We start from the raw sequence: 24,086 nt of genomic DNA, 5'->3' as shown, positions 1-24,086 counted from the left end.
GAGTCGCCACGCCCTGGCCCACCTGGTTACCGGACCTCCGGCATGTCCGTGCCGTTGAACACGTACGCCGTCCACTTCGCTGGTTCAGCGGGGCCGGACGGATCGGACTACTCTCCGGCAGGTGAACGCGTCGACCGATTCATTCCAGCCGCAGCGCCTGACTTCGTGGCCGCGCACACCCCGGTTGAACCCTGCGGAGCTGGTCAGTCGCCTGGCCGAGGTGACCGGTGTCCGCCTGGAGGTCGAAGGCCGGTGTCCGGGGGGTGAGGTCGGTGCTGCGTACGTGCGCTGGCCGGACGGGCGCAGGTCGGTGCTCACCGAGGGAAGCCCGCACGCGGAGCCACTGACGGCGATCGCACGGCAAGCCGGCCTGCCGGCTCCCCGGTACGAGCTGGTGGCCGAGGTCGGTGGCGCGTGCGTCATCGTGCAGGAACTGCGGCCCGGCGCGGCGCCCACGGTCGTCGACCGTTGCCTGATCGAGGCCATGCTCGCCTGCAGCGAACTCATGCGAGGACTCCTGCACGCCGCACCGCAGACACGACGGATCGATCTTCACCTGCGCGCCAGCGGCCCGGGATACTGCATGCACGAGCCGCTGGCCGACTATGACCGTCGCAGCGCCCGCGTGCTGGACTGGGCGCGCGAGGTCGGCGCCCAGCGCAACGCCGCCGACGGCACCGACCTGGTCCACATGGACTTTCACCCCGGGAACATCCTGGTCAGGGACGGCAGGATCACCGCGGTCATCGACTGGGACGGGGCCGGCCGCGGCGATCGACTTCTGGACCTGGTCACGCTCCGGTTCGATCTCGCACGGCGAGCGCCGGACCTCACAGACTGGTTCGACAGTCTGCTGCGGCAGACCGTGCCCGCGGACCGGCTCCGGGCGTACTGGGCCCACATGAGTCTTCGCATGATCGACTGGGCGATCCGCCACCACACGGGCGCCGAGGTGGACCTGTGGATCGCCACCGCCGAGCAAGGCATAACCGGAACACACGCCGCGTAATGAAGCTCGGCGAAGCCGCCGGGCCAACGATCAACCGAAAGTGGGGCAGACGGGCGGGCCGGTGACTCGGCAGAATGCGCCCGTGCCGTCAGTCGCCCTACGCCGCTCGAAGCGCCTCACCCCGCTGCCCGCCCTCGGCCCGCTCTATCTCGTCGGGGTCGCGATCTGCGGAACGCTGGTCGTGGAGGCGCTCGTCGACGGCCGATACGCCGATCCCATGCTGATCCCGTCGGTCGTCCTGCTCATCGCCGCGTATGCCGGCCTGCGCCAGGGTGTCTACCTGGTGGGTGACCAGCTTATCTTGCGGTTCGGCCTGGGTCGCACGGTCGTCGCGCTGAGCCGGGTACGCGAGTTCACCATCCGTCCGCGGCCCGGCAGGGCCGGCAAGCGGCTGCTCCACCTGGAGTTGCTGGACGGCACTCAGGTCCCCACGAGTGTCGGCGTCAGCCGGAATCTCTTCAGTCCGGTGGTCAGGCTGCCGTTCGAGAAGCTGGTCGCGCTGGTGGAGCAGCTCGACGTGCACCGCCGGCAGTCCCACTGACACGTGGCGCGCCACCGGTTCGGCCCGGGCGGTGAGGCTGCTCGCGGTTGCGGCGCCCGCCAGGAGGGAACGAGCAAGTCGACCTTGGGAAACGAGCTGCGCCGGCGGCTGCTTGATCACGTACACGACGCCAGTTTGCACACTCGACCGCCGAAGGCGGCCTGCGGCATCTGGCGGTTTCGGACACGCCCGCTTCCGTGACGGCGGCCGCCGGGACGTGGCTGGGAGCAGTGCTGTGGCTGGTAGCCGTGCTGTCGGGCAGGAGAGTGCTGGCGATCTGGTTGGAGCTGGCTACTATCTGCGAAGCTGAACGGGCCAGCGCCAAGATCGTCTACTGCCGGCGACCGGTGAGCTGCCTACGGTCGGCGAGCGGGCAGAGCACATTGCCAGATCCGCGATGGCACGCATGTGGTCTTTCGAGCGGTGTGCCAGTCCGGCGCAGGGTAAGCACTATCTCGATCATCCGCGTACCGTGCGTGAATGGATCTGGTGAGTGGCGACGACATTGCGGCTGCGACCGCGCGGCTGGACGGCCGGATCGTACGGACGCCGTTGTTGCCCTGCCCGCGGCTGAGTGAAAGCCTGGGCGTTCCGGTCCTGCTCAAGCCGGAGAATCTTCAGCACACCGGCAGTTTCAAGGTCCGGGGTGTGTTCAACGCGCTGCTGGCCCGTGACGAGTTGCCGCTGGGCGTGGCGACCTTCTCGGCGGGCAACCACGCGGCGGCGACCGCCTATGCCGGATCGGTGCTCGGCCTCCCGGTAGTGGTGTGTATGCCACCGCACGCTGTGGTGACGAAAGTCGAGGCGGTACGGCGCTGTGGCGGCGAGATCATTTTTACCGAGGATCTGCTCGGCGCGTGCCGGCAGGTCGCCGGTGAGCGTGGTTTCACCATCCTGCACCCGTTCGACGACCTCGATGTGATCGCAGGTCAGGGAAGCGTGGGTGCGGAGATCGTGCATGACCTGACTGATCCGGATCTCGTGATCGTTCCGGTCGGCGGTGGAGGCCTGATCAGCGGGATCGCAGCCGCGACCAAGGCGGTCTGGCCGAAGGGCCGAGTCGTCGGCGTGGAACCGGCTACCGCTAATGCGATGAGTTACGCGTTGCGGACCGGCTCGCCTACCGGCATGCCGCATCGCCCGGTGTCACTGGCCGACGGTTTGGCCGCGCCGTTCGCCGGCGAGCACACGTTGGCACACGTGCAGGCCCTGGTCGACGAGGTGGTCGAGGTGCCGGAGGACGCGATCAGGCAAGCCTGGTGGGAGCTGATGGACGTGAGCAAGCTGCTGATCGAGCCGTCGGCGGCGGTCGGGCTGGCTGCGCTGCGGCTCGGTCTGGCGCTGCCTCGACCAGGCGGCAAAGTGGTCCTGGTGCTGTCGGGAGGCAACGTCGCGCCGGCCGGCCTCGCCGACCTCGACCGGCCGTGAGGAGCACGCACAGCGCCCATGTGACCTGCCGAGCTGACGCACCATGCGCGAGATCCCGAACGTATGGTGTCCTACCAGGCTACGAGCCGGGTGCCGTTCGGCGGAGTCTTAGCGCACACCTACCGGTCTTGCCTCGACAACAAGATGATCACTGAGCGTCGCCACCTGGAGGGCGTACCGGCGAACCTCGGCCCGCACAAGGGCCAAGCCGCTTCGCGGTCGGCTCCGCTGCGCTCCACCGAGCCCTTGCACGAACCGAGAACCCCGGCTCGGTCTGAGACTGCCGCCGCAAGGAGATCGCCACTCGCCTCCGAAAGTTGTTGAGCGAGGCTGTGAACGGAGGTCGCTGGAGGAGTTGAGCCCCAGCCTTCACCCGGTTGGCGGTCCACGGGTTCATGGTTACCAGAGCCGGCTGTCGGTCAGCGCTTCGCGGTCTTCGCCCCGCCGGGCGCACAGGGCGTCCACGTCGATGCCGGCGTTGGTCAGCACGGCCTCGATGTACTCGCACAACTCATCCCGTTCGCCGGTCTCGATCAGGTCATCCTCTGCGTCGATCTCATTGAGGGCGAGCACGACTCTCTCGGCCACGGCGGACACGTCGTCGTCAGACGGGTCTCGCAGCCCAGCCACCTCGTTCTCATAGGCAGCCAGCGCGATGTCGACTGCTTCGATGAAGGTCGGCGGCCAGAATTCTTCGGTGAAGGCGTCTTCAGGGGCCAGGATGCCGGCAGCGACCTGCTCCCGTTCATGATGCACCGATTCGCGCCAGTGGTTGGTCGGGCGATCAATCATGGCGGGGAGTGTAGAGCCGCTACGCTTCCGGCGCCTGCAGCCAGAGCAAGTTGGCGTTCTGCCCGTTGCGTGCCCGTTGCCGCGGGAAACGGCGGAGAACGGCAGACGCGGGCAGCGACGAGCTTTGCTAGCCCGAGCTGCATGCATCGAGATCAGGCTAGGTGCTGAACACAGGCGGATCTCGCTTCCCAAGCTGATGGTGGTCGTGCCATTAGCGTGCCAGAGCGCCGTGCCGTAGCCGGTCGTCTGCGGGCACCGGCGGGCAGTCACCTGGGAGGTGCTGGCAGGCGTTTCGGGCAACCCGGTCAACGCCCGGCGATCTTCCAAACTGACGATGCGGCTCTCAGTCCTCCGGATTGCCCCGGTCGCGGATCACCGGGTAATTCTCCACCGCCCATGTGATCCACTCGTCGATGCTCTCGGGTGATTGATCGATCGCCTTGATCAGGGCATGGACGGCTCGGAGCTTGTCTGCGCCAACGTGCTCTTGTAGCTCGCCGAGCGTCACCTCTTGGTACGACATCGATAGCTGCCACCAGAATTTCATCAGGTAGCGGCACTCCTCCTGCAACCGATCATCAGCGAGTCGATCGTGAATCACGCGCTGTGCCCGGCTCCGCTGGGCATCATCGCGAAACCCGAGCCGAAGGTTGCGGAGATCCATACGTGGACTGTAGCGACGCGGGCAGGAAGGACGGCGAGGACCGTCCGGGACGATGTTGGGGCACACCTGGGGCACACGAGGATGTGAAACAGCGGGGAGAGTCAACCACCGACGGAGAGCGCCAGGCGTGAATCTCTCCAGGCCGGAGATGTTCACCCTGGCGGACTCCAGAACGTGGGCCGTTCCGCTTCAACTGCACCAGATAGGTGGCCCAACTAGCGTTCGGGGCAGTCCGCTTCGCGCCAGGTGGCGATCAGGTCCGTACACGTGACCGTCAGAGTCCCGGCAAGGCAGGCCAGCTCATGGCTACATCCATGCTCGTGAGGCAGAAGCTCGTCGAGTATGACGTCAAGCAGCTTCGTCACGTCGTCAGCTGCGACGGGATCGATCACCAAGCTGCGCAGACCGACATAGCGGATCGTCAGATCCTCCTCGTGCTTCCAGCAGTTGTGCCCAAGGTGCAGCTCAGCCCACCCCACTCCGTTCTCCTCACCGAAGACCAGCGCTAAGGGCTTGAGATCCTTGACGCACCGCTGGCTATAGAAGTCGTAGTGCTGGGGATCGGTGGCGAAGGTGCGCGCACCGGCAGGCAGGTGGTCGGCGAGCTCTGGAAGCACGCTGAGGTAATCCAAGGGATCAAGAAAATTTCCTTCGTACCCTCGGTGAATCTTGACGTGCTGCATGGGGTCTCCACACCAGGTTCGGATGATTGCCCGCGTCCGGTGATCATAACGACGTCAGCGAAAAGTCAGCGAACCCGCTGACTCCGGCCCCTGCCGAGCGCTTCCATGCGCGGACGGCTGCGGCTTATTCCAGGCGCGTCGACGGTGGGCGACACGGGGCGACAGGTCCTGACCGCGTTCACGCGGAAGAGGTCACTGGTTCGATCCCAGTATCGCCCACCCATACAATACGGACATTCCGCAGTTTCGAAGTCCAGCTCGTAGAGCTGGGACTTCGCTCGTCGGTCGGTTCCGATAGCGACGCATGTGCGGGGGAATGCCCGATTGGCCCGGCGCGAACCGCCGCCGGCGAAGCCGGGTCGTCTGCTTGTCGTCCTCGTCGCGGCAGATTCGGATTCCGTTCAGGCCGCCGTGGTGACCTGGCATGCCGTGTCCCGGATCGACGAAACCCGCGGCGATTGAGCTGTGTCGGACTACTGCTCGCACGGATGGACGAGCGGGGGCCGCTTGGTCACTGCGGTGTCACACCGCCGCGGCGAACCGCTGCCGCATCGTGTCGACGGGTAGAGCGGTGTTCGCGGCGGCGGGCTCGGCCAGGTCCGGGTCGTCGAGCAGCGCGACGATGCGCGGTACCGGTAGGCGTGGGCAGGCGGCCATTGCTCGGCGGACCATGGGATCGGGGTCGTGCGTGAGGCGTTCGACGAGGGCGGGTGCGGCGAGGGGGTCACGCGCGGCGAGTCGGCGCACCGCTGGATCGGGATCGTCGGCGAGCCGTGCCAGGTCCGTGGTCGGGAAGTTCGGCATGGCTAGCAGCCGCGCCCGACCGCGACCGCCGTACTCACGAAAGGAGCGCAGCAGCAACGCCGACGGCGCGGCCGGGTGATGCTGGGCGAGGAGCACCCGCACGCCGAGGTCGGCGTCGTGTGCGAGTGTCGCGACGAGATCTGCGGGCAGCCGCGGGTTGGCCGCCGCACGACGGCGCAGCAGGATGTTGACCGATGAGGCCCACCGCACCGACTGCTCCAGCGGCGGCAATGTGGAGGCCCGCATCCACGGGTGCTCGTCCCGCCGGTTCGAGAACTCGACCGGCCGACCGGCCGGTGCTCCCGCGACGTGGTGACGTCGATGTCGATCGCAACCCGCTCGTCCTCGGTGAGCCGTGGGTGGACCGAAACCGCGGTTCGCACGGCGACGTCGGGATCGGCGGCGAGTCGCGTCAGCTGCGCACGGCTCAGATCGTCACGCTCGGCCAGACTGCACCGGACATCGGACGAGGGGTGTTCGAACAGCGTGTCCAGCACGTCGGGCGGCAGGGTGCGGTTGCCCGCCATGGCGGCGACCCCGCCCATGCGATCGTCCACGTCGATGGCGAGCACGTGCGCGATGAGCGGCCGGGACAGCCGCCGCTCGCGCAGCAGGCCACGGTAGGCATAGCCGTTGCACGAGAGGAGGTCTGCCGGCTCGTGCACCCGGGTCAGGCCGACGTCGTACCGGACCGCCGCCGCGCGGACTTCCGGCACGGGGTCATGCAGCAGCGCCTGCGTCACCTCGTCACGTTTGACCTCGTTCAGTAGCCCGAGCCGGTCAACCGCGGCGGTCCGCACTCGGGGTTCGGGATGCCGGGCGGCCACCGGCACCGACCGCCGGTCCTTCGACATCAACTCGATCAGCTCGCAGTGCAACTCGTCGGCCGTCATCAGCGTGCGCTGGAACTGTTGGACAACCCGGTCGAACTCGGGGGTGAATACACGGTCGGGCAGTGCGAGGTCCGGGTCGGCGCGGAGGGCCCCGACCACCCGACGGTCGGGATCGTCCACCAGCCGTAGCCGGATCGCCGAGTCGACATACCGGTTGACCGCCAGCGCCGCTCGTACCCACGCCGACGGATGCCGCGGCATCGCCTCGACCACGACCGGCGGCAGGTCGGCTCGCCGGTTAAACGCATCCGATAGCGCGTCGCCGTGGGCGCCGAGGAGACCCAGCAGGACGTCGGTCGGCGCGGCCGGGTTGTGGGCGAGGCCGCGCAGCACTGGGTCCACGGCGGGCTCGTCACGCCACAGGTTCGTGCGCGTTCTGAACGCCCGCGGCGTGCCAAGCGGGTCGTCGGTGACGGCCGGGGGCAGCAACAGCCAGTGATCATCGAACACGAGCCCCGAGCGTAGTGGCGCAAAACCACAGCTCACACGGCTGTTCACCCGAGTGACCGGGCATCCGGCCCGGTGTACGCTATCGGCGGTACTATCCCAGCGCAGGCGCGGGTGAACCAGCCGCGGCGCCCGGTCCGCCCCTCGGCTTGCTGAGCACATGCGGTGCCGAGGCCCAATCCACTACGGCTGCGGGTCAACCCCCATCGGCGGATTCGGACCTTCGGCCCACGAGCCGGTGACGGCGCGCCGCGCGTATGGCGGCAAGCAGCGGGATGGGCGCCGGTCACTCGGAAAGACCAGGCTGAGTTCGGCGCGTTCGGACTGCCGGTACGGTCACAATCGGCCCGTGAGCTGCTGGAATGCGGTTCGGATTCTGCCGCGTATGGTCCACCCATACAATACGGACATATGGCCGTTTCGAAGTCCCAGCTCGATGAGCTGGGACTTCGCTTGTTCCTCGGTGCCGATAGGTGGCGATGGGGGCGTAAAGCCCGATTCACCCGGCGCGAACCGTCGGTCGGGTGGCACATGTTCCTCGGTCAGCCACGCCTCTGTGGCGGCCTCGCGGCATACGGCTGCAAGCAGCATGGACACGCGTGGAAATCCCTAGACGCGGGAAGCAGGTACCCGTGGCCCCGGCGTTCGAGCGATCGGTGCAGCGCCAGAGCCGTCGTCAAACCGCCGAAGCCTGTGGCCTGGCGCCGGGTTCGCAGCCAGCTGTCGCTCTCGTAAGCGCGTCAAGCCAGCTGCCACCGTCTCGTACTCACGTCACATAGAAGCCGGGACCACCACGGCCGTGGACCGCGCCGAACAACGCCCGCAGATCCGCTGCCAGCTGGCACTACCGTGGCTGCGGATAACCGTCCGCGCCGGCTTGTGGACCGAGCGAGGATCGCAACCGGAACCTCGACACTTCGATCTGCCGGTCGGACGCAGCTGGCATACACCACGACGTCGGTCAGGACCAGCCGCTCGGTTAGATTCCCGCACCAGATGGGCGTTTCGGCGGACGCGCCGTAAAACCTCATCGTAGAGCTGAGGCATTGGGCTTATCGTCCTCCGACGTGGGATATTCACGCTGGGTGCTGGCAGACCTTCAAGTTCATACGCCTGCCGACTTCCATCATAAGTACGGCGACGTAGGTGGCCCCGAGCCCAATGAGGCGTTCGCCGATGTGCTGATTAAGGCGCACGCAGACGCAGGCGTGGGCGTCATCGCCGTCACCGATCACAACACGCTGGCGTGGTATCCCGTGTTGGCCGAAGCCGGTCGCCGCCACGGCGTGGTCGTGTTCCCAGGCATCGAGTTCAACGTGAACAAATGCCACCTCATGGCGATCTGGGACGGTGACGACGCCGGATATCGCCGTGGGCAACAGTTCCTCGATCACCTGTTCCCGCCCGACGGCCCGCCGCCCCTGACGCCTCGGCGCGAACCGAATCCGACCAACATCGGATCGCCGTTGTCTCTGGCCAAGGTGGCCGCCGAAACCTACGGCGCCCTGGTGCTGGCACCGCACTCCACCGCGGTGGACAACGGGCTGTTCGGCCGCGGCGTGTGCAATATCAGCGATCAGGTCGCCCAGAGCGAGCACCTCGTTGGCTTCGATGTTTATGGCAAGGAACAGGCCGATGTGCTAACCAACCCGCGTCGCCAGTTCGGTGACCGGCGCCCTGCGTGGTTCATCTCAGGGGACGTGCGGGACCTGGGTGAGGTTGGAAGGCGCGCCGTCTACCTCAAGCTCGGCACTCCCTACACGCTGGAGAGCCTGCGCCAGGCATTTCTTATGTCCGAAAACCGGATCCGGTTCCCGGAGCACCTGCGACGCAAATACGAGCGCGTCCCTCACCTGAAATTCCTGGGCAAGCCAGAGCCTGCCTGGCCGCGCATCAGCCGCGTCGGTATCGAAGGTGGGTTCCACGACGGGCTCGACGTCGAGTTCGGTCCCGGCCTTAACGCGATCATCGGAGGAAAGGGCACTGGAAAGTCGACTACGCTCGAGATCATCCGCCACGTATGCAGTGCGGCACCTTCGACGGTAGAAGACAACAACCGCAATCGCAGAGCGAACTTCTCCGCCAACGCCAACGCGAAGATCGATGTTGTCGCTGGCGACGGTCAGCACTACGAGATCACCCGCTCTGGTGACAGCATCCCACCTCGCCTGCTGCGATACGGGGTCGCGACGCCGGTGGAGGTCAACCGCAGATTCGGCGTCAGCATCTACGGGCAGCGGGAGCTGGCCGAACTCGCCGAACGCCAAGAAGCACTGCGCGACTTCGTGGCTCAGTCGGCGCGCCCGCAACTGGCGGCTGCTCGCGCCGGCGAGGCAGATTGCCTGAACGAACTCGCCCGCCTTAACGGGGAGATCACCGCGCTCGAAGCGCAGCTGGAGGCCGCCGCCTCCAGTGAGGAGAGCCTGGCCGACCTTCACGACCAGCTCAACGTGCTGGGACAAAGAGGGGCAGTAGCGCAGGTCGCGGCATCTCAAGCGCTCACCGCCGCCGAGGAACAGGTCGCCGCCGTGCAGGCGTGGCTGTCGGGCCTGGGCGAGCTGGGAAGGGCACTCCGCACCGCCGGAACCCGTCCCGAACTCAACCAGCATCGCACCGTGCCGACGGAGTTTTTCGCCCAAGCCGCCCGCGCCGAGGACGCCGTGCGAGCAGCCGCTGACCTAGTCGACGCTGCGGCCCAGCAGATCGGCGTAAGCCTTCCGCCGATCGTCGCCCAGCATCGCGAACTCGCACAGACATACCGCCACGAGATCAACGTGGCCCTGGCCGAGGCAGGTCTAGCTGACCCCGACGAACTCGCGGTCAAACAGCGCGCAGCCGCCGACCTAGAGCGAGCCATCACGGCCGTCCCCAGCCAGCGTGCACATCTCGAAACGCTCTGCGAGCGCCGCGCTGAGCAGATCGAAGTTCTCCATACCCATCGCGCTCTGGCTTCAGCAGAGCTGCAAGCCGGGGCTCAGCACCTGTCTGATCGGGTCGGCGGTCGCGTGCGCGTCTCCGCCCAACCCGCAGCCGATCGCAGCGAACTCGTCGAACTGCTCACCAACACGATGGCCGGACAGAAGATCTTCGCCGCACAGCTGGTGAAACTTGCGGAGGCGGGCCCAGCCGCGATCATCGCTGCGATCAAGAGCGGAGCTGAGCAGTTGACCAAGCTCGGCGTGTCCGAAGGCAGCGCCGCTAAACTGCAGGCGCTATCACCCGACAAGATTAGACAGATCGAGCAGTGCGCCACCCCGGACCTCATCACCGTCGAGATTAATGTCGCCGAAGTCGACGACCCGCGCTGGACCGATGTCCGCCGGGTGAGCCCAGGACAGCGCGCCACCGCCATGCTGTCGCTCGTCCTGGCCACTGGCGAGGACCCACTCATCATCGACCAGCCCGAAGACGACCTCGACAACCGCTTCATCTACGACCACGTGGTCCGGCAGCTCGCCGAGGTCGCAGACCGCCGCCAGGTGATCGTCGCCACGCACAACCCCAACATTCCGATTCTCGGCGACGCCGAACTCATTCTTGCCCTGGACGCCACGATCGAGCGCAGCAGCACCGTAGCCTGCGGGGCCATCGACGACCCGGCGGTTGCCGAAGCAGCGCGGCGCATCCTCGAGGGCGGCGACGCCGCCTTCCGTGCTCGGGCGCGTCGCTACCGGGCCGCACAATGACGCTGGTCGTCAGCGCCAGTCGAACCCTCAAGGTATCGCGCACCGACAGCGTCACCTAGCGAACGGATCCGGCAGCCCGCACCTCACCGAAGGCGCCCGCACACGACAGCTCCACCATCAACGCCATCGGCTTGCCGCCTCGCAACGGCGACAGGATCATTGATATAGACAGACTTGCCAGCCACTACCAAGCCCAACCCGAGGTGGCCGAAACTTTGGACTGGCCACGCGCCGTGCCCGACCGACATCGCACGAGCAAGGAAAACCGTGAGCAAGCAGAAGAGCACAGCGGCCGAGTCCGCTTCGCCAATTGGCGCGGACGACGCCCCAATCCAATCACTGACCGGGGATCGGCTCGGACGCCGACCATTCGCCCAAGCGCTCGCCGCCGAAATCATGGCGGCTCCGACTGCCCGCGGCTACGTCATGGGCCTGACCGGTGCCTGGGGAAGCGGCAAGACCTCCATCCTCAACATGACTGTCGACGCCATTGGCGACACCGCGACTGCCGTCCACTTCAACCCATGGATGTTCTCTGGCGCCGAAGCCCTCGTCAGCTCCTTTTTCTCGGAGATTAGCAAGCAGCTCGAGAAGAAAGAGGCGAAACTCAAGACCGTCGCGGGCAAGCTGGCCACCTACGGGCAGGTCCTATCGCCATTCGCTGCTCTCACAGGAGCGGGCGGCGCCACCCAGGGCGCACTCAATATCCTGCAAGCGCTCGCAGCGCAACCCTCAGTGTTCGAGCAGCACCGGGAACTGCGCGAGCTGCTCGCCGGCGTGGGTAAGCGGCTGGTCGTCGTCATCGATGACGTCGACCGGCTCCGGCCCGAGGAAGTCCTTGACATCGTCCGGCTCGTGCGCCTGGTCGGTGACTTCCCTAACACCCTCTACTTGCTGGCCTTCGACCGCGCTCGGGTCGAGGAATGCCTCGGCGAGGGAGACCTCAACCGAGGGCGTGCCTACCTCGAGAAAATCGTTCAGGTCACCCATGACGTGCCGGCCGCTCGACAGCCGGACGTGGTCGCGATGCTCACTGCCGGCCTTACGACGATGGTCGACGATTTACCGACCGGGCCCATTAAGTCTGAGGACTGGCAGAACAACCTCGCGTTCGTCATCCGCCCACTGCTCGTGACGCCGCGCCATGTTCAGCGCCTGCTGGGCTGCCTGTCGATGACGATGCGCATGGTTGGAGACGAGATTGCCTTCGCCGACCTGGTCGCGATCGATGCGATCCGCGTCCTGCACCCAACGCTGTTCGCAGCCCTAACCTCCGTCGCGGACGATCTAGCGGCCAAGCCCGACCGACTCGGCCAAGGTGGCCACCAACCCGGCCGCGCCATCGCGGACAGCCCGATCGCGCTCCTGCACACCGCTGACCCGGAGCTTGCCGAGCCCGTATGCCGTTGGTTGTTCCCGGCCGCACGCTGCTACTTCGAGAACACCGGCTACGGACCGGAATGGGAGGGTATCTGGCGGCGCGAGCGCAAGATCGCTAGCGCAACCGTCTTTCGCTTCTACCTCGAACGTCAACTGCCCGAGGGCGTGGTGCCCGCGAGCGTCGTGGACGACGCGCTGGCCGTGCTCGCCGACCGAGAAGGCCTCCGGCAGCTCCTCAACCATTGGACTCCAGACGAGCTGACGGACCTGATCAAACGGATGAACACAGCGATCGAAGAACTGCCGGTCGCTGAGGACATCGAGGGCGATCCCGCCCGCCTTGCTACTCCGATCCTTTTGGATCTGCTTCCGAAGCTCCCTGAAGACCGCAGCGAAATTGCGTCCTGTGGATCTGTGCTTCTCATGCGGACCGCACTGCTGCTACTGCGGAGGATCCTCGACGCGGACGTCCGGGAGTGCGTGATATGCGCCGTCTTCTCCGAGACCAACACGCTCAGCGCTCGGCTGATCCTTCTATTGATCGTTGGGCACCGGGAAGACATGGGCTTCGGCCTCATCAAACCCGCCGTCGCCACTGAATTGGAAGGGCGACTGCGCAACGAACTTGCGGCCCTCGCACCAGGCGACTTCGCTGGCCAAGACCGAATCGCCCGCCTCGCAGGCTTCATGGCCGAGACCGGTGCGGGCAGGACCGTGTTACATGCCTCGGCTGAGGACAACAGGGTCATGCTGTCGTTGCTGACCGACTGCGTCGGCGAGACGCGCGGACGAGTACTTGGCGCTGCAGCCGTTACGGTGACCAAGGTGCTCTTGTGGGACCGTCTGGCCGAATGGTTTGGCCAGGAAATGCTCGTTCGGCGAATCGCCGAGATCCTCACCGCAGTCACCGACAACGGGATGGAAATCTCCGGCGAGCAGCGGGCGGCTCTTCACCTCGCCGCCGATTACGCGACCGGTAACCGGCCGCAGCGGCCATGGGAGCGGTTGGTCCAGCAACCTCCCGAAGCCGATGCCACCTTGCCGAACGACGATCAGGCCACCGGCGCAAGAGGCGGGATCTCTTCGACCAGTGCGTCGCACGAGCGCGGTGCTGCCTTGAAAGATCCGGTGTGACGGTACCGAAGCTGCAGGAAGATGAGCCGTGTCCCGCCGGGGATTCGAGCCTTCGCAGCCTGTGCCTATACCTTGCGTGTTCGCACTGGCGCTACGTTCACCGCTGGGCCGTGAGCTACTGGGATGCGGTTCGGATTCTGCCGGGTATGGTCCACCCATACGATACGGACATTTGGTCGTTTCGAAGTCCCAGCTAATTGAGCTGGGACTTCGTTCGTCTCTCGGTGTCGATAGATGGATATGGGTGTAAAGCCCGATTAGCCCGGCGCGAACCGCCGGCGCGAAGCAGGGGCAGTCGCTGTACCTTGTCAAGGATCCTCGGATGTGGCGCGGCATTCGCCGAGTTCTGGGGTGCGTGGTCAATGCCTCTGGGTTCGGTTGCCGTGCCCCAACGCGCTTCGGGTCGAGTGCCCCGTCTTGCTGCTGCGCTGCCGTTGCATGCTGGCGTCGACGGGTGGACGAGCCTGGTGATCGGGTCGATCAGCTCGTTGGCAGCGCGCGACCATGGCTCGGCGACGAGATCCCGCATCAGCGGCTGAAGTTGAGATCGGGGTGGATGATCGGTCACACCATCGTTCCGATCGTTCCCGGGCATCGAGGATGGCGGATAAAGAGTTTGACCATTTGTCGAAGCCTAAGGACTAATTCATGACAGTTCCTGGCACCTGAGCTGTGTAAGTTCGACCTTGAGACTCGTCGGTCGAGGGGGCGTCAGTTGTCGTGAACCGATTTATAGGCATCGGGGTCGGTTCATATGACAATCCCCTTTACAAAGCCCTGCCATGCGCGGTGGGGGACGCGACCGCGTTTCGTGATCTGCTTGCTGCGAACTTCGCAGGCGAGGCGGTGGTCGATCCCGGCGAGGAGGCGGTCCGGGATGGGCTGAAGGCGCTGGAGGGCGCGTTGCCTGACGGGGGTGCCCTGGTGCTGCTGTGGGGTGGGCATGCTCGGAACTCTCCGAACGGGCTTCGGCTGCTGGCGCGCGACAGTGGCGGCAGTCTCGCGGCTGGCATCGGTGCAAACGATGTGGCGGGATATTGTGCAGTCTCGGGCGCAAACCAGCTACTGCTGATCTTGGACACCTGCTATTCGGGGCAGGCGCTGTCGGCGGCGGACGTGGCGGCGGAGGTGTTGCGGCATGTTCCGACAGACGAGCAGCACGTGTGGGTGGGTGTTCTTACCTCGTGCCAGGCGGTGGAGACCGCGCAGGACGGCTTGCTGGGCGAGCGATTGCGGGCGCTGGTGAAGTTCGGCCCTACCACGCTGATGCTGCGGACGCGCTGGTCCGTGCACAATGAGTTCGTCCGCGGTGATGACCTCTGTGACGGGCTGCTGAAAGAGTGGGTCGGCGACCGGCAGGCGCCACAGCTCCGGACGAATGGCAGCGCTTGGTGGATGTTCCGCAACCCGCTGTACGACCCCGGAGCTCCGGAACAGGTGGTTGAACACCTGCTGCTTGCCGCGCGCGGCAGCCAGCAGATCGAGGACCGATCATGGTTCACCGGCCGGACGACGGAGGTCAACCAGGTCGTGGCCTGGATACGGTCCGGCCTGCCCGGACTCCACGTGGTGACGGGCTCGGCTGGCACCGGCAAATCGGCGATCGTCGGGCGGGTCGTAAGCTTGTCCAACCCCGGCGAACGAGACAGGCTGCTCAGCGATGGGCACACGTGGAGCCATGATGACCCCGGCGCCGGATCGGTGCACGCTCATGTTCATGCGCGCGGGATGACTGTGGATCGGGCAGCGGAGCTGATCGCCGGACAGTTGGTGCGCCGAGGTGTGCTTCTTGCCCAGGCTGAACGCCGCAACGCACCGGAGTTGCTGGGACATCTGCAGCGGGCTGTCGAGGTGGGTGCGTCTCCTCCGGTTGTGATCATCGACGGCGTCGACGAAGCCCGATCGGAGGCATTCTCGCTGGCTGAGGAGCTGCTTGTGCGCCTTGCTCGGTACGCGGTCGTGATTGTGTCCACTCGTGATCTTCCACGGCCGGGCGGCGGCTCTGGGCTGCTGGACACACTGGCTCCCAGGGGACCCGGACTCGACCTCGACTCCGTCGATGCTCAACAGCGCACCCGGCAGGATCTCTACGACTATGTCCTGGCGCGGCTGGCGGATGTCGACCCCAGCATGGACGCGGCAAGGGTCGCTGCGCATCTCGTCGGCGTCATGGGAGGCGACTAGATGCGCGACGATCGTCCGTTCCTGCTCGCGCGGCTAGTGACGGATCAGCTGCGGGCGGCACCGATCGACACGTCTCGTGACGATTGGCGCGACCGGATTGCGGGCTCCATTGAGGAGGCGTTCGAGAGCGATCTCGCCGCAGTCAACGCTCCGCGGCACCGACAACTCCCGCCCGACCAGACCACGAGGGCCGCGGCTCGGACACTGCTGGTAGCGCTGACACGCGGGTACGGCGCTGGCATGCCCGAGGAGGAGTGGCTGGCCGTCGCCAACGCCGACCCGCTGCCCGAACGTTTGGTCCGCGACGATGTGTTTTGGGTGTTGGACGAGTTGGGCCGTTACATCGTGCAGGACGGCGAAGCCGGCGTCGCGGTATACCGGCTGGCCCATCAAAGCCTCGCCGACCACCTGCGCCTACCGCACCAGCCCAATCACGAGACGCCGTTCGACCCTCAGGCGATCCCGATCTGCGCGGCGCTCATTACCCGATACCGAGAATTGCTCGCGGGCGGAGTACGTGCGCAAGACCCGGTCTACCTGTGGCGCTACGCATGGCGACATGCCGCAGATGCCGGGCCCTCGGGCTTGGACCTCCTGCGCGACCTAGCTCATCTGGACCACACTCTGACACCGGATGTCGCACTCGCGGCACTTACCGTCGCTGACCGTTTTCAACGATGGGGCCGTCGACAGGAGGCCCTGCCTCCTACTGAGGAGGCGGTCGCTCTACGCCGTGTCCAGGCGGCGGACAATGCCGCTTACCTCCCCAACCTCGCCATGGCGCTGAACAACCTCGGCACGATCTATAGCGGGGTCGGTCGGCGGGCGGATGCGGTCGGTCCTGCCGAGGAGGCGGTCGCTGTCTACCGTGTCCAGGCGGCGGACAATCCCGCCTACCTCCCCAACCTCGCCATGGCGCTGAGCAACCTCGGCGCGTTCTATAGCGAGGTTGGTCGGCGGGCGGATGCGGTCGGTCCTGCCGAGGAGGCGGTCGCTGTCTACCGTGTCCAGGCGGCGGACAATGCCGCTTACCTCCCCAACCTCGCCATGGCGCTGAACAACCTCGGCACGATCTATAGCGTGGTTGGTCGGCGGGCGGATGCGGTCGGTCCTGCCGAGGAGGCGGTCGCTGTCTACCGTGTCCAGGCGGCGGACAATCCCGCCTACCTCCCTGACCTCGCCGGGGCGCTGAGCAACCTCGGCGCGTTCTATAGCGAGGTTGGTCGGTGGGCGGATGCGGTCGGTCCTGCCGAGGAGGCGGTCGCTGTCTACCGTGTCCAGGCGGCGGACAATCCCGCCTACCTCCCTGACCTCGCCGGGGCGCTGAGCAACCTCGGCATCCGCTATAGCGAGGTTGGTCGGCGGGCGGATGCGGTCGGTCCTGCCGAGGAGGCGGTCGCCCTGCGCCGTGTCCAGGCGGCGGACAATCCCGCCTACCTCCCTGACCTCGCCTCGGCGCTGAACAACCTCGGCATCCGCTATAGCGGGGTTGGTCGGTGGGCGGATGCGGTCGGTCCTGCCGAGGAGGCGGTCGCCGTTTACCGTGTCCAGGCGGCGGACAATGCCGCTTACCTCCCTGACCTCGCCGGGGCGCTGAGCAACCTCGGCAGCTCCTATAGCGAGGTTGGTCGGTGGGCGGATGCGGTCGGTCCTGCCGAGGAGGCGGTCGCCCTGCGCCGTGTCCTGGCGGCGGACAATGCCGCTTACCTCGCTGACCTCGCCGGGGCGCTGAGCAACCTCGGCACCTCCTATAGCGGGGTTGGTCGGTGGGCGGACGCGGTCGGTCCTACCGAGGAGGCGGTCGCCCTGCGCCGTGTCCAGGCGGCGGACAACCCCGCCTACCTCCCCAACCTCGCCGGGGCGCTGAGCAACCTCGGCGTCCGCTATAGCGAGGTTGGTCGGTGGGCGGACGCGGTCGGTCCTACCGAGGAGGCGGTCGCCCTGCGCCGCGTCCTGGCGGCGGACAATCCCGCCTACCTCCCTGACCTCGCCTCGGCGCTGAGTAACCTCGGCGTCCGCTATAGCGGGGTTGGTCGGTGGGCGGACGCGGTCGGTCCTGCCGAGGAGGCGGTCGCCGTTTACCGTGTCCAGGCGGCGGACAATCCCGCCTACCTCCCCAACCTCGCCGGGGCGCTGAGCAACCTCGGCGTCCGCTATAGCGGGGTTGGTCGGTGGGCGGATGCGGTCGGTCCTGCCGAGGAGGCGGTCGCCGTTTACCGTGTCCAGGCGGCGGACAATCCCGCCTACCTCCCCAACCTCGCCTCGGCGCTGACCAACCTCGGCATCCGCTATAGCGAGGTCGGCGACCATACGTCCGGTGAGGTGGTTTGGCAGAGCATCCTTGCCGATACCACACCACCGACCACCGCTTACCTGCTGCTCGCCAGGGCCCGCGCAGCGCAGCCGCTGGAACCGGCAGCCGTTGGATGGTTGGCCACAGCGCTCGACCTGGCCGACAACGACGATGCAATGGTGGCCGCGCTTCGCCAGCAGGCCCGCCGGCACCGAGCCGCCGACCGGAACCTGTTCGATAGCGCCTGGCCCAACCAGACCGGCACCGTGCCTGACTGGCTGATCCTGGACACCGACCTACTCACCGCCGCTCACGCGTGGATCGACACGACGACCTACGAAGCAGAACGGGACCACCTCGCTCGCCACCCCGAATTGCTAGCAGCCGACGCCGACAGCGCCGTCACCGAGGCGCTGCTGCCCCTTGATGAGCAGTCAGCTGCGCGATACCGCGCGCTGCGCGATGCCGCACGTCGCGCTGGTGTCGAAGCGGCCTACCAGCCACTGCTGCTGGCCGTATTAGCCAGCGAATTCATCTCAGCAAGTCTCTCCAGGCAAGCGGAACTGCTCGTTGACCGGCGCGATGATCTACTCACCGAAACGGTCCGAGATATCATCAACGAGCTGGCCCGGCGGGGCCGCTCCGAAGGGATCCGCGCAGCCGGGCTGCTGACCGTGGCGGAAGCTGGCGACACCCAGCTCACCCTGCACGCGCTCGCACACCCCGGCGAGTTCGCCGCCCTGCTCCACCACCTGGCTCAACAACCCGAGATCGCCACGCTCGCCGCGACGGCGATGCTCGCATGGACAGCCGCCGAGAGTCCTGCCGATAGTGCGACAGCCACCTTCTATCTTGCGGTCGCCGCGGCGACCGCCAACGACATCGAGCAGGCCGCGGCACTGTTGACTGCCGCCCGCCGGATCGATTCTGAGCAGGGCGCTGTGTGGATCAACTTGCTTGTCACTGTCGCGGAGCACCATCCTGCGGTTCTGCCGCTGATCACGGTGCTCACGGCGCCGCTCGACGAACCGCCTGGAGACGAGTCATGACTCCCACCGATCTTGTCGTCGTTCTTCCAGGCATCCTCGGCAGCACCCTGCGCCACGATGGAAAGCTCGTGTGGGCCCCGTCGGCCGGATCCGCGCTGCGGGCGATTCGCACACTGGGTGACAGTCTCCGCCAGCTGCAGCTGCCCAACGGCATCGGCGACGAGCACCCCGACGACGGCGTGGAACCCGCCGGCCTGATGCCCGACCTGCACGTCGTACCCGGCCTGTGGACTCCCGTCAAAGGCTATGACCTGCTGATGGCGCGGCTTCGTTCGCTCGGCTACCGCGAGTCTGTCGCGGACCCCGAAGCGCCGCCCGGCAATCTTCTTCCCGTCGCCTACGACTGGCGGCTGTCCAACCGGTACAACGCACGCCGACTCGCCGGGATCGTCGAGCCGGCGTTGCAGCGGTGGCGACAGCAGGGCGGCAGGTACGCGGATGCGCAGGTCACGTTTGTGTGCCACTCGATGGGTGGCCTCATCGCCCGTTGGTACATCGAGGAATGCGGTGGGGCCGAGATCACCCACAAGCTCATCACGCTGGGCACGCCGTACCGTGGTGCTGCCAAGTCGCTCGAGCAGCTTGTCAACGGCGCCCGCAAGGGCCTCGGACCGTTCGCTGTCGATCTTACCGGCTTGGTTCGCAGCATGCCGTCGATGTATCAACTGCTGCCGGAGTACGCCTGCATCGAGAGCGGTCGCAACCTCGTCAAGACCACCGAAGCGGGTCTCCCGGAGCTCGACAGCAGTATGGTCACCGATGGGATGACCTTTCACTCGACGCTCGCCAAAGCCGAGGCGGGCCGTCCGGCAGGCCTGACCGCCACGCACGCGATCGTCGGCATCCAGCAGCCCACTGCCACGACCGCTCGTCTCACCAACGGCGCCGTCGAGTTGGCCGACACCTATCGGGCGGAAGAGCTCTTCGGTGATGCGACGGTGCCTATCGTGGCAGCCTGTCGCCAGGATGTGCCGATGGACAGCCCGCTGCTGCGCCGAGTTCCTGACCAGCACGGCAACCTGCAACGCAACTCGGCCGCCCTGGACGAGCTGGAGGGCATCCTCACCGCACGCAACATCGACGTACGGACAGGTGAGTCCATCGGCCTGCAGGTCGCGATCCCGGACCTGATCCTCGCGGGCGAGAACCTTCTCGTCTGCGTCACCGTCGCCGATGGCAGCCGACAGGCCATCCGGGTGATCGTCACCGACGAGACCGGCCGCGTGGTCGACTCCCGGGCACCGAAGCCGTCAGGCGGCCCGATGGAAACGAGCATCGACGGCCTCGCACCCGGCGCGTACAGCGTCACCGTCACCGGGCTCTCTGCAGGGTCACCTGTAGCGCCCGTCAGCGGCGACGTCTTGGTGTGGAACTAACCTGTCGCTTGCACCTAGTCGGCGGTCCGGGACGCGCTCAGTACGACTTCTCCAGGCGCGTTCCGGATCGGTAGAACCGCAATGGCACAGTGCCGCAGCCAGTCGTCCCAATCAGGCAGTCCGCACGTCAGATGCCACCGTGATCATGTACTCGGGGTTCGCACAGTCCCTCCGACACCAACACATGGCACGCCGGGCACCGACGGTCCACATTCGCCGGGATCGCACTGCGGTGACGGTCACAACCGGCCCCTGAGCTGCGGGAACGCGGTTCGGATTGTGCCGGGTATGGTCCACCAAGACAATTCGGAAATTTAGATTTACTGAAAGGCCGGCTCGCTGAGCTGGGCTTTCTTCTCTGTTCGCCGTGTCACTCACCTGCTTCGTGAAGCATGTCCGATTCGCCCGGTGCGAACCGCATGCTTGCGGCGGGCTTGCGGGTCTGGGCGCACGGATCGCGGCATGTGCGGACGACTGGTCAGGATCTTCGCGCTCGATCTGGTCCAAGAGCTTGTCCGCACTGGCGGGCTTGCGGTAGTGGAGCGCTGTTGCCGCGAAACTGTCGTGCTGTCGGATCGCTGACGACTGGCATCCCGGAAAAGTTTCTCAAAGAAATCCGGGAGGCAGTGTCGGATCGGGGCGGTGGTGTTCGTAGCAGGGGTGAGGCCGCCCACAAGAGGGCGGCACCAAGTAAAGGAAGCGCGAACATGAAGCTGACAACCATGACCCAGATCACCATCGACGGAGTGATGCAGGGAAACGGCGGTGCGTCGGATGAGGACCGCAGGAACGGGTTCGAGCGCGGCGGATGGGCCCGCGGCAAGGGCGACGACGACACCAAGGCGTTCATCAACCAGACCTACCAGCGCGCCGACGCGTTCCTGCTCGGCCGGCGGACCTACGAGGTGTTCGCCGGCTCGTGGGGGTCCTTGACGGAACAGGACGTCCCCGGCTGGGAACCCGTCGTGCGGGCATTGCACACCCGGCCCAAGTACGTGGCATCGACCACATTGGCCGATCCGGCGTGGTCGGGCACCAGCGTCCTGTCCGGCGACCTCGCCACCGCCATCGCCGACCTCAAGGCCAAACCGGGAGGTGAGCTTCAGGTGCACGGCAGTGGCGCCCTGACCCGGTGGCTGCTGGAGAATGATCTGGTCGACGAGATGACTCTGATCGTCATCCCGGTGATCCTCGGCCAGGGCGCGCGGTTGTTCCCCGACGCCGGCCCGGATCTCGCGCTCGACTTGATCGAGTCGCGAGTCGACTCCAAAGGCGTGACCATCCAGGTCTTCCGGCCCGCCGGGCGCCCGCAGTACCCGACAGTCGACGCCAAGGGCGTCATCCGGCCCACCACCCGCTCTTGACACCCACAGGGAGATGATCTTCACATGCGGTACCTGATTTCCGTCATCTACGACGAGACCGACGTCGCCACCCCGGACGAAGACGCCGCGATCGACGTGTTCAACGCCCGGCTCCAGGCCGAGGGCCACTGGGTCTTCGCCGGCGGCCTCGCCTCGCCCGACACGGCCACCGTCATCGACAACCGGGGCGGCAAGGCCATGGTCACCGACGGGCCTTTTCTGGAGTCCAAGGAATACCTCGCCGGCTTCTGGATCATCGAGGCTGCCGACCTCGACGCGGCACTCGACCTCGCCGCCGACGGATCCAAAGCCTGCAACAGGAAACTCGAGGTACGGCCGATCCTGTGAACAGGACCGACGTCCGCGAAGCGGTCACCCGGGCCCACCACGAGCAGTGGGCCCGGGTGGTCGCCGCCCTGACCAGGCGATTCGGAGACCTCGACATCGCCGAAGAGCCCGCAGCCGAAGCGTTCGCCACCGCCGTCGAGCGACGGCCCGCCGAAGGCATACCCCCCAATCCCGCTGCCTGGCTTACCACCACCGCCAACCGCAAGGCCATCGACCGGATCCGGCGCGAGAACAAGCGCGTCGACAAGCACAAGGAGGCTCAGAGGTTGTACGACCACGACCCGCCCGAGCCTCTCGGGGCCATCGACGACGACCGGCTCCGGCTGATCTTCACCTGCTGTCACCCGGCGCTCGCGATGGAGACCCGTGTCGCGCTGACGCTGCGCATGCTCGGCGGGCCGACCGTGCCCGAGATCGCCCGCGCCTTCCTGGTGCAGGAGACCACCATAGGGCAGCGGATTACCCGCGCGAAGGCCAAGATCAAGGCGGCTTGCATCCCGTATCGGGTGCCGTCCGCGCAGGATCTCCCGGCACGCGTCTCCGGCGTACTCGCCGTGCTGTTCCTCGTCTTCAACGAGGGCTACCTGGCGACCGGCCCCGACACCGACCCCATACGTCACGATCTGACCGCCGAGGCGATCCGGCTCACCCGTCTGATCCGCGCTCTGCTGCAGGAGGACGGTGAGGTGGCCGGGCCGCTGGCGCTGATGCTGCTCACCGAGGCCCGCCGCACCGCTCGGGTTTCGGCCAGCGGCGAACTGGTCGCCCTCGACGAGCAAGACCGTGGGGCCTGGGACAACGCGCTGATCGCCGAGGGTCACCGGCTCGTGCGCGAGCGCCTCGCCGCTGCCGCCGCCGGGGTGGCTCCGGGCCGCTACCAGATCCTCGCCGCGATCAACGCCGTGCACACCTCCGCCCGCGATATCCGCGACACCGACTGGTCGCAGATCGTCGCCCTCTACGACCAACTCGTCCGCCTCGACCCCTCGGCGATCGTCGCCCTCAACCGGGCCATCGCGGTCGCCGAGATCGACGGACCGGAGGTGGCGCTGGCGGCCGTCGACCGTCTTGAGGACGAGCTGGCCGGCTATCACGCCTACCACGCGACCCGCGCCGACCTGCGGCGCCGGCTGGGCCGCAGTCAGCAGTCGCGCGCGGCGTACGACAAAGCAATCGAGCTGGCGGGCAACACCGCCGAGACCGCCTACCTGGCACGCCGCCGCGACCAACTGCGGTAGCGCCCACGGATCCCGATCGACTCCCCGCCCGCAGCGGCGGCCGGCTCCGGCGCAATCAGACCGGCCCAATATATCCGCATGAGGTCGTCAGCTTCTGACGGCCGGCACTGCACTGTCATGTAAGAGGGATCTTGAAGTCCGGTCCATCGTCAGCCACGAGGAACGGTGTGTGCCCGACCGCTACGGGTGTCGACGGACAGGTCCGAAAAGACAAGGGAAATGTTGTGGCCGTTCGTTTCGATGACCGCCTCGTGGAACGCAAGACCGAGGACCTGCGACCATCGCTGTGCATCGACCGAGTCGCGCACAAGCTTCATGCCCGGGTAGAGCAACTGCCACTTGACGCCCCATACGTATCCGTCAACCTCTCGGCCCTGTTCACAGTCCACGAGCCGCCTGTCGAGTGATCGCTGCCAGATCGCCGGCGACAGAACGGACGTGGCCACGGCGCGAACACAGTGTAGGAACCGGTAGCGCAGGTGCTGTGGTGCAATTCCGGTACGGGGATCGGCGGTTCCGTAGATGAAGATGTCGTAGTTACGCATGTAGTCGGCGAAGCCGTGAAAGACGATGGCCTGATCGATACATCGTCGAATGCTGCCTGGATCTCGGGGATCTCCACTCTCAGATGATCGCGCACCGCAGTGCTGACGAACGGGACAACCGGGCCGATGCCGAGCGCATTCATCTCGGCAGCAGCGGACGTTATCGTCGGCGCTGGTGGAGATCAGGATGGTGTCCAACAGGAGGCCGTCGTCGTCACGGCGTGCTGA

At 66.5% G+C, this 24,086-nt stretch carries 17 protein-coding genes; 11 read left to right on the top strand and 6 right to left on the bottom strand.

Annotated features, from left to right (window positions below; translation table 11 throughout):
- Positions 1-121: 121 nt before the first annotated feature.
- The 3 genes from FLL47_RS14190 to FLL47_RS14180 all read left to right on the top strand — a co-directional run bounded on the left by FLL47_RS14190 (position 122) and on the right by FLL47_RS14180 (position 2,978).
- The gene (locus tag FLL47_RS14190; RefSeq protein ID WP_222106069.1) at positions 122-1,009 is read left to right on the top strand and encodes a phosphotransferase family protein; all 888 of its coding nucleotides are present in this window, start codon (positions 122-124) and stop codon (positions 1,007-1,009) included.
- An 82-nt stretch (positions 1,010-1,091) separates the two neighbouring features.
- The gene (locus FLL47_RS14185) at positions 1,092-1,550 is read left to right on the top strand and encodes a hypothetical protein (protein WP_144120988.1); all 459 of its coding nucleotides are present in this window, start codon (positions 1,092-1,094) and stop codon (positions 1,548-1,550) included.
- 480 nt (positions 1,551-2,030) lie between these two features.
- Positions 2,031-2,978 (top strand): threonine ammonia-lyase, encoded by a 948-nt coding sequence (locus tag FLL47_RS14180; protein WP_144120987.1) that lies wholly within the window; start codon positions 2,031-2,033, stop codon positions 2,976-2,978.
- A 399-nt stretch (positions 2,979-3,377) separates the two neighbouring features.
- Here FLL47_RS14180 and FLL47_RS14175 read toward each other — a convergent pair whose 3' ends face one another.
- From FLL47_RS14175 to FLL47_RS14155, 5 genes are all read right to left on the bottom strand, one after another.
- Positions 3,378-3,770 (bottom strand): hypothetical protein, encoded by a 393-nt coding sequence (locus tag FLL47_RS14175; RefSeq protein WP_144120986.1) that lies wholly within the window; start codon positions 3,768-3,770, stop codon positions 3,378-3,380.
- 343 nt (positions 3,771-4,113) lie between these two features.
- The gene (locus tag FLL47_RS14170; protein WP_144120985.1) at positions 4,114-4,434 is read right to left on the bottom strand and encodes a hypothetical protein; all 321 of its coding nucleotides are present in this window, start codon (positions 4,432-4,434) and stop codon (positions 4,114-4,116) included.
- Between the two features lie 215 nt (positions 4,435-4,649).
- Positions 4,650-5,117 carry a hypothetical protein gene (locus FLL47_RS14165; protein ID WP_144120984.1) on the bottom strand — a complete coding sequence of 156 codons (468 nt, stop codon included), beginning with the start codon at positions 5,115-5,117 and terminating at the stop codon, positions 4,650-4,652.
- Positions 5,118-5,639: 522 nt separating this feature from the next.
- Positions 5,640-5,921, bottom strand: coding sequence for a HEAT repeat domain-containing protein (locus tag FLL47_RS14160; RefSeq protein WP_144120983.1), 282 nt, complete (start codon positions 5,919-5,921; stop codon positions 5,640-5,642).
- Between the two features lie 2 nt (positions 5,922-5,923).
- Complete coding sequence (locus FLL47_RS14155) at positions 5,924-7,312, bottom strand: HEAT repeat domain-containing protein (RefSeq protein ID WP_186315728.1); 1,389 nt, start codon at positions 7,310-7,312, stop codon at positions 5,924-5,926.
- 1,016 nt (positions 7,313-8,328) lie between these two features.
- Between FLL47_RS14155 and FLL47_RS14150 the strand changes: the two genes are divergently transcribed.
- The 8 genes from FLL47_RS14150 (at position 8,329) to FLL47_RS14115 (ending at position 23,313) form a co-directional block, all read left to right on the top strand.
- Positions 8,329-10,947, top strand: a complete 2,619-nt coding sequence (locus FLL47_RS14150) for a TrlF family AAA-like ATPase (RefSeq protein WP_144120981.1) — start codon at positions 8,329-8,331, stop codon at positions 10,945-10,947.
- Between the two features lie 267 nt (positions 10,948-11,214).
- The gene (locus FLL47_RS14145; RefSeq protein WP_144120980.1) at positions 11,215-13,461 is read left to right on the top strand and encodes a P-loop NTPase fold protein; all 2,247 of its coding nucleotides are present in this window, start codon (positions 11,215-11,217) and stop codon (positions 13,459-13,461) included.
- Between the two features lie 789 nt (positions 13,462-14,250).
- Positions 14,251-15,645: an ATP-binding protein gene (locus FLL47_RS14140; protein WP_144120979.1), complete on the top strand. Its 1,395-nt coding sequence runs from the start codon at positions 14,251-14,253 to the stop codon at positions 15,643-15,645.
- Positions 15,646-18,987, top strand: coding sequence for a tetratricopeptide repeat protein (locus FLL47_RS14135; RefSeq protein WP_144120978.1), 3,342 nt, complete (start codon positions 15,646-15,648; stop codon positions 18,985-18,987).
- Positions 18,984-20,363, top strand: coding sequence for a lipase/acyltransferase domain-containing protein (locus FLL47_RS14130; RefSeq protein ID WP_144120977.1), 1,380 nt, complete (start codon positions 18,984-18,986; stop codon positions 20,361-20,363). Before FLL47_RS14135 ends, FLL47_RS14130 begins: the two co-directional genes overlap by 4 nt.
- A 707-nt stretch (positions 20,364-21,070) precedes the next feature.
- Entirely contained in the window at positions 21,071-21,727 is a 657-nt protein-coding gene (locus FLL47_RS14125; RefSeq protein ID WP_144120976.1) for a dihydrofolate reductase family protein, read from the top strand.
- A 24-nt stretch (positions 21,728-21,751) separates the two neighbouring features.
- Positions 21,752-22,075, top strand: a complete 324-nt coding sequence (locus tag FLL47_RS14120) for a YciI family protein (protein WP_144120975.1) — start codon at positions 21,752-21,754, stop codon at positions 22,073-22,075.
- Positions 22,072-23,313 carry an RNA polymerase sigma factor gene (locus tag FLL47_RS14115; RefSeq protein ID WP_144120974.1) on the top strand — a complete coding sequence of 414 codons (1,242 nt, stop codon included), beginning with the start codon at positions 22,072-22,074 and terminating at the stop codon, positions 23,311-23,313. The genes FLL47_RS14120 and FLL47_RS14115 overlap by 4 nt, the downstream gene beginning before the upstream one ends.
- A gap of 149 nt (positions 23,314-23,462) precedes the next feature.
- On the opposite strand, the gene FLL47_RS14110 is transcribed toward FLL47_RS14115, so the two are convergent.
- A complete protein-coding gene (locus tag FLL47_RS14110) occupies positions 23,463-23,858 on the bottom strand; it encodes a YxiG-like protein (RefSeq protein WP_246157911.1) in 396 nt (131 codons plus the stop codon).
- Positions 23,859-24,086: the final 228 nt, after the last annotated feature.

It is taken from the genome of Catellatospora sichuanensis, assembly GCF_007483665.1.
In the GTDB taxonomy this organism is placed as follows: domain Bacteria; phylum Actinomycetota; class Actinomycetes; order Mycobacteriales; family Micromonosporaceae; genus Catellatospora; species Catellatospora sichuanensis.
The sequence above is the reverse complement of the archived record's forward strand: the minus strand, read 5'-3'. Positions and strand labels throughout refer to the sequence as shown.

Excerpts from the sequence above, each read along its gene's own strand:
- FLL47_RS14160 (WP_144120983.1), bottom strand. The coding sequence starts at position 5,921 with ATGCCGAACTTCCCGACCACGGACCTGGCACGGCTCGCCGACGATCCC.
- FLL47_RS14175 (WP_144120986.1), bottom strand. The coding sequence starts at position 3,770 with ATGATTGATCGCCCGACCAACCACTGGCGCGAATCGGTGCATCATGAA.
- FLL47_RS14130 (WP_144120977.1), top strand. The coding sequence starts at position 18,984 with ATGACTCCCACCGATCTTGTCGTCGTTCTTCCAGGCATCCTCGGCAGC.
- FLL47_RS14125 (WP_144120976.1), top strand. The coding sequence starts at position 21,071 with ATGAAGCTGACAACCATGACCCAGATCACCATCGACGGAGTGATGCAG.
- FLL47_RS14110 (WP_246157911.1), bottom strand. The coding sequence starts at position 23,858 with ATGCGTAACTACGACATCTTCATCTACGGAACCGCCGATCCCCGTACC.
- FLL47_RS14165 (WP_144120984.1), bottom strand. The coding sequence starts at position 5,117 with ATGCAGCACGTCAAGATTCACCGAGGGTACGAAGGAAATTTTCTTGAT.
- FLL47_RS14170 (WP_144120985.1), bottom strand. The coding sequence starts at position 4,434 with ATGGATCTCCGCAACCTTCGGCTCGGGTTTCGCGATGATGCCCAGCGG.
- FLL47_RS14120 (WP_144120975.1), top strand. The coding sequence starts at position 21,752 with ATGCGGTACCTGATTTCCGTCATCTACGACGAGACCGACGTCGCCACC.
- FLL47_RS14135 (WP_144120978.1), top strand. The coding sequence starts at position 15,646 with ATGCGCGACGATCGTCCGTTCCTGCTCGCGCGGCTAGTGACGGATCAG.
- FLL47_RS14180 (WP_144120987.1), top strand. The coding sequence starts at position 2,031 with ATGGATCTGGTGAGTGGCGACGACATTGCGGCTGCGACCGCGCGGCTG.